The sequence below is a fragment of the Streptomyces sp. 13-12-16 genome, from assembly GCF_002114215.1.
Classification (GTDB): Bacteria; Actinomycetota; Actinomycetes; order Streptomycetales; family Streptomycetaceae; genus Streptomyces.
On record NZ_NCTE01000610.1, the window covers coordinates 1 to 5,602 of the forward strand.

Annotated in this window: 4 protein-coding genes and 1 pseudogene; all 5 read right to left on the bottom strand. The window is 69.4% G+C overall.

The features are described 5' to 3' along the window. Positions 1-165 (bottom strand): annotated as a pseudogene (locus B7767_RS48295) (DUF721 domain-containing protein); the annotation flags it as partial. Then, positions 162-1,283 carry a DNA replication/repair protein RecF gene (gene recF, locus B7767_RS24190; RefSeq protein WP_085574055.1) on the bottom strand — a complete coding sequence of 374 codons (1,122 nt, stop codon included), beginning with the start codon at positions 1,281-1,283 and terminating at the stop codon, positions 162-164. The gene recF and the pseudogene B7767_RS48295, both read right to left, overlap by 4 nt. Positions 1,284-1,371: 88 nt before the next feature. Continuing rightward, positions 1,372-2,247 carry a phosphogluconate dehydrogenase (NAD(+)-dependent, decarboxylating) gene (gnd, locus tag B7767_RS24195; protein ID WP_030857037.1) on the bottom strand — a complete coding sequence of 292 codons (876 nt, stop codon included), beginning with the start codon at positions 2,245-2,247 and terminating at the stop codon, positions 1,372-1,374. A 141-nt stretch (positions 2,248-2,388) separates the two neighbouring features. Continuing rightward, positions 2,389-3,519 (bottom strand): DNA polymerase III subunit beta, encoded by a 1,131-nt coding sequence (gene dnaN, locus B7767_RS24200; RefSeq protein ID WP_030857039.1) that lies wholly within the window; start codon positions 3,517-3,519, stop codon positions 2,389-2,391. Positions 3,520-4,505: 986 nt separating this feature from the next. Next, positions 4,506-5,602 (bottom strand): chromosomal replication initiator protein DnaA (gene dnaA / locus B7767_RS24210; RefSeq protein ID WP_107486293.1); only part of this gene is annotated, 1,097 nt, incomplete at its 5' end.

The window sequence follows — 5,602 nt, forward strand, 5'->3', positions numbered from 1 at the left end:
GCCGGAGCGCAGGCCGCCGCGCCGCGCCTGCTTCCGCTGCTGCGCCGCGTCCCCACGCGCGCGTGCCGCCTCCTTGGCCGCGCGCAACGCCACGCGCGCGAGGTCGACACCGGACGGCTCGGGGGTCTTCCCGGTACCGCCTCCGGGCGTGCCCTGTTCGGTCATACGCGCTCCACCGTCCCCTCGGACACGGCGAACCGCGCGCCCGCCAGCACATGGGGTACGTCGTCGTCGACCGCCGCGGTCACCAGGACCTGCTCGCCGGGCGCCACCAGCTCGGCCAGCCGCTCGCGCCGCCGCGCGTCCAGCTCGGCGAAGACGTCGTCGAGCACCAGCACCGGCTCGTTGCCCTCCGCGCGCAGCAGGTCGTAGGAGGCCAGCCGGAGCGCCAGCGCGTACGACCAGGACTCGCCGTGGGAGGCGTAGCCCTTGGCGGGCAACTGACCCAGCTTGAGCAGCAGGTCGTCACGGTGCGGACCGACCAGGGTGACGCCCCGCTCGATCTCCTGCTTGCGCGCCTCGGCGAGAGCGGCCGTCAACTGCTCGAAAAGGTCCTCGCGCGTGTGGGCCTCGCCGGGCGCGGACGGCTTGTACTCCAGGGCGACCGGCCCGCCGCCGGGCGCGAGCTGCTCGTACGCCTTGTCGGCCAGCGGCTGGAGCGTGGCGATCAGGTCCAGCCGCTGCGCCAGGAGCTCGGCGCCCGCACGCGCGAGGTGCTGGTCCCAGACGTCGAGCGTGGACAGGTCCAGGGTGCGGCCGCCGTGCCGGCGCGCCAGCGCGGCCGACTTCAGCAGGGTGTTGCGCTGCTTGAGCACCCGGTCGTAGTCGGAGCGGACACCCGCCATGCGCGGGGAGCGCGCGGTGATCAGCTCGTCCAGGAACCGGCGTCGCTCGCCGGGGTCGCCCTTGATCAGGGCGAGGTCCTCGGGCGCGAACAGCACCGTGCGGACGATGCCCAGCACGTCCCGGGGCCTGACCTGCGAGGACCTGTTGATGCGGGCACGGTTGGCGCGGCCCGGGTTCAGCTCCAGCTCGACGAGCTGCTGCCGCTCGCCCTGACGGACCTGGGCCCGGACGATCGCGCGGTCGGCGCCCATGCGGACCAGCGGGGCGTCGGAGGAGACCCGGTGGCTCCCGAGGGTGGCGAGGTAGCCGACCGCCTCGACCAGGTTCGTCTTGCCCTGCCCGTTGGGCCCGACGAAGGCCGTCACCCCCGGGTCGAGCGGGACATCGACCCGGGGATAGGACCGGAAGTCGGCCAGCGACAGATGCGTGACGTGCATGGTCGTTCCGCCGACCTCCCCCGGCGTTGTGGACCGTGGAAACGGTCCTGTGAATACGGTCCTGTGGGTACGGGACGTGCCCTGTGGACTACTTCTTCTCGACCGCGTGGCCGCCGAACTGGTTCCGCAGCGCCGCGATCATCTTCATCTGCGGCGAGTCCTCCTGACGGGAGGCGAACCGCGCGAACAGCGAGGCGGTGATCGCCGGCAGCGGGACCGCGTTGTCGATGGCGGCCTCCACAGTCCAGCGTCCCTCACCGGAGTCCTGTGCAAAACCCCGGAGCCCGTCCAGGTGCTCGTCCTCGTCCAGGGCGTTCACCGCGAGGTCGAGCAGCCAGGAGCGGATGACGGTGCCCTCCTGCCAGGAACGGAACACCTCCCGGACGTCGGTCACCGAGTCGACCTTCTCCAGGAGCTCCCAGCCCTCGGCGTAGGCCTGCATCATGGCGTACTCGATGCCGTTGTGGACCATCTTCGCGAAGTGGCCCGCGCCGACCTTGCCCGCGTGCACCGAGCCGAAGTCGCCCTCCGGCTTCAGGGCGTCGAACACCGGCTGCACCTTGGCGACGTTCTCCTTGTCGCCGCCGTACATCAGCGCGTAGCCGTTCTCCAGGCCCCAGACGCCGCCCGAGACGCCGCAGTCGACGAAGCCGATGCCCTTGGCCGCCAGCTCCTCCGCGTGCTTCTCGTCGTCCGTCCAGCGGGAGTTGCCGCCGTCCACGACGACGTCACCCGGCTCGAGCAGCTCGGCGAGCTCGTCGATCGTGGACTGGGTCGGCCCGCCCGCCGGAACCATCACCCACACCACACGGGGGCCGCTGAGCTTGTCCACAAGCTCCCGCAGGCTGTGGACATCGGCGAGGTCCGGGTTGCGGTCGTATCCGAGGACGGTGTGACCCGCGCGGCGAATCCGCTCGCGCATGTTGCCACCCATCTTGCCGAGGCCGACGAGACCGAGCTCCATCAGTTGTGATCCTTAGGTATGCGACGTGGCGTGTCGGCACGTACGTGCCGGCGTCCGAGCCTAAACCCGGACGCCCGCGCACATCTGTGGGCATACGCGCTCATGCGCAGCCCTCACCTGCGGCTTTGCTCGGGACGACGGTCAGCCGCTGAGCCGCACCGGCATGATCAGGTACTTGTAGGCGTCGTCCGCCTCCGCGTCCACCGCCGGACGGCCGCTGAGCAGCGCCGGCTTGGTGGACGTGGTGAAGGACAGCTGGGCCACCGGGGAGTCGATGGCGCTCAGGCCGTCCAGCAGGAACGTCGGGTTGAAGGCGATCGAGATGTCGTCGCCCTCCAGCTGGGCGTCGACCCTTTCCACAGCCTGTGCGTCGTCACTGGAACCGGCCTCCAGGATGAGCACGCCCTGCTCGAAGCTCAGCCGCACCGGGGTGTTGCGCTCGGCGACCAGGGCCACGCGCTTGACGGCCTCCACGAAGGGGGCGGTCTCGATCACGGCGACGCTGTTGAACTCGGTCGGGAACAGCGTGCGGTACTTCGGGAGGTCGCCCTCCAGCAGGCGCGTGGTGGTACGGCGACCGGCACCCTCGAAGCCGATCAGGCCCTCGCCCGCACCCGAGCCGGACAGCGCCAGGATCACCTGGTCACCGCTGGTCAGCGCCTTGGCGGTGTCCTGGAGCGTCTTGGCGGGCACCAGGGCGACCGCGGAGACCTCCGGGTTCTCCGGCTTCCACAGGAACTCGCGGACCGCGAAGCGGTAGCGGTCGGTGGAGGCCAGCGTGACGGTGTCGCCCTCGATCTCGATGCGCACACCGGTGAGGACGGGCAGCGTGTCGTCACGGCCGGCCGCGATGGCGACCTGCTGCACGGCGGAGGCGAAGACCTCGCCGGGTACCGTGCCCGTCGCGTTCGGCATCTGCGGCAGGGCCGGGTACTCCTCCACAGGCAGTGTGTGGAGTGTGAACCGCGAGGAGCCGCAGACCACCGTCGCCCGTACACCGTCTGTGGAAATCTCCACCGGCCGGTTGGGGAGGGCGCGGGAGATGTCGGCCAGCAGCCGGCCCGAGACGAGGACCGTGCCCTCCTCCTCGACCTCCGCCTCCACCGACACCCGCGCGGAGACCTCGTAGTCGAAGCTGGACAGGCTCAGCTGGCCGTCCTCGGCCTTCAGGAGCAGGCCGGCGAGGACAGGGGCCGGCGGACGGGCCGGGAGGCTGCGCGCCGCCCAGGCCACTGCCTCCGCGAGTACGTCGCGTTCCACCCGGATCTTCACTGTTGCCGCCTCCTGCTGTTGCCGGCGCTTCTCGCCCTGCCTGGCTTTCGTCGTCTGACTCGGTGTCGTCGGCCCCGGTGAGGGGAAGGACACCGGGAACAGTCTGACGCACCGCACTGACAGTAGGTGCCCCTCGGGGTCAAGTCGTGACGAGTGGCAGTCGGGGCCGAGACACCGAGTTGTGCACAGGGCCTCCTTCGAAACGAATTCCTCGCTCTCTCTAGTTGGGAGTAGTAGTAGGGCCTGTGGATACCGTGGATAACCTCGTTTCCGCAGGTCAGGTTGGGGATTTTGTCCACGGGGCCTGTGGGTGGAGGCCGTGGACAACTGGGCTTCTCTGTGGAGAACGGAAAGTTCTGCACATCCCGTGCACAGGGAGGGGCGAGTTCTCCCCAGCTCCGTCCCCAGGTTTGAGGCTCTTTCCCACAGGCCCCCGCGGCAGCTCGGTGTGACGCCTTTCACTCGCCACGGTGAGAGGGCGCGTTGAGTTGCCGAACAGTGGACAGCCATGTGGAGAACCGGGCCATCACTGGGGACAACCGCCTCCAGCCTGTGGGTTGCCCGTGGACAACTCGGTGCACAGGTTGCGGGTCCCTACTTTTTCCACAGCCTGTGGAGATCGCTTTTCCACGTATCCACACCCCACTGAACTGGCCCGATGGCTCCTCGACAGGCTGCCCTGTGGACAAGATCGGGACAACTTCCCGGTCCCCAGGATGTGGACGGGAAAAAGTCACCGAATCTGTGGAGGAAGGCCGTAACCGGGCTTCGGAATCGAACAGCGCCGCGGTGCTCCACGAGGAGGCGAGGCGCTCCGGGAGACGAAGGGGGTGCCCTTGGACGTCTCCGGGAGACGGGGAGGGTGCTCTCGGACGGCTCCGGGCGACGAAGGAGACGCTCTCCCGGACCGCTCCGGGACACGAAAAGGCGCCCCCGGATCGCTCCGGGGGCGCCTTCGACGAGGAGTAGTCCGGCCTGTGGGCCGCTCAGCCGGCCTTGATGCGGTTGGTGAGCTCGGTGACCTGGTTGTAGATGGAACGCCGCTCGGCCATCAGATTGCGGATCTTCCGGTCGGCGTGCATCACCGTGGTGTGGTCACGGCCGCCGAACAGCGCGCCGATCTTCGGCAGCGACAGGTCCGTCAGCTCACGGCACAGGTACATGGCGATCTGGCGGGCCGTCACCAGCTGCCGGCCCCGGGAGCTGCCGCACAGGTCCTCGACCGTGAGGCCGAAGTAGTCGGCCGTGGCGCCCATGATGGCCGTCGAGGTGATCTCCGGCGTCGAGTCGTCGCCGCCGGGCATCAGGTCCTTGAGGACGATCTCCGTCAGGCCCAGGTCCACCGGCTGCCGGTTGAGCGAGGCGAACGCCGTCACCCGGATCAGCGCGCCCTCCAGCTCACGGATGTTCCGCGAGATCCGGGAGGCGATGAACTCCAGCACCTCCGGCGGGGCGTTGAGCTGCTCCTGCACCGCCTTCTTGCGCAGGATCGCGATGCGGGTCTCCAGCTCCGGCGGCTGGACGTCGGTGATCAGGCCCCACTCGAAACGGTTCCGCAGCCGGTCCTCCAGCGTGACCAGCTGCTTGGGCGGCCGGTCGCTGGAGAGCACGATCTGCTTGTTGGCGTTGTGGAGCGTGTTGAAGGTGTGGAAGAACTCCTCCTGCGTCGACTCCTTGTCCGCCAGGAACTGGATGTCGTCGACGAGCAGGATGTCCATCTCGCGGTACCGCTTGCGGAAGCTGTCGCCCTTGCCGTCGCGGATGGAGTTGATGAACTCGTTGGTGAACTCCTCCGAGCTCACGTACCGCACGCGCGTGCCGGGGTACAGGCTCCGCGCGTAGTGTCCGATCGCGTGCAGCAGATGGGTCTTGCCGAGCCCGGACTCCCCGTAGATGAACAGCGGGTTGTAGGCCTTCGCCGGTGCCTCGGCGACGGCGACCGCGGCCGCGTGCGCGAAGCGGTTGGACGCGCCGATGACGAACGTGTCGAAGAGGTACTTCGGGTTCAGCCGCGCGGTCGGCTCGCCGGGGCCGGCCGCCGGGGCCGGCTGCGCCGCCAGCGGGCCGGGCGCGCCGGTGGTGG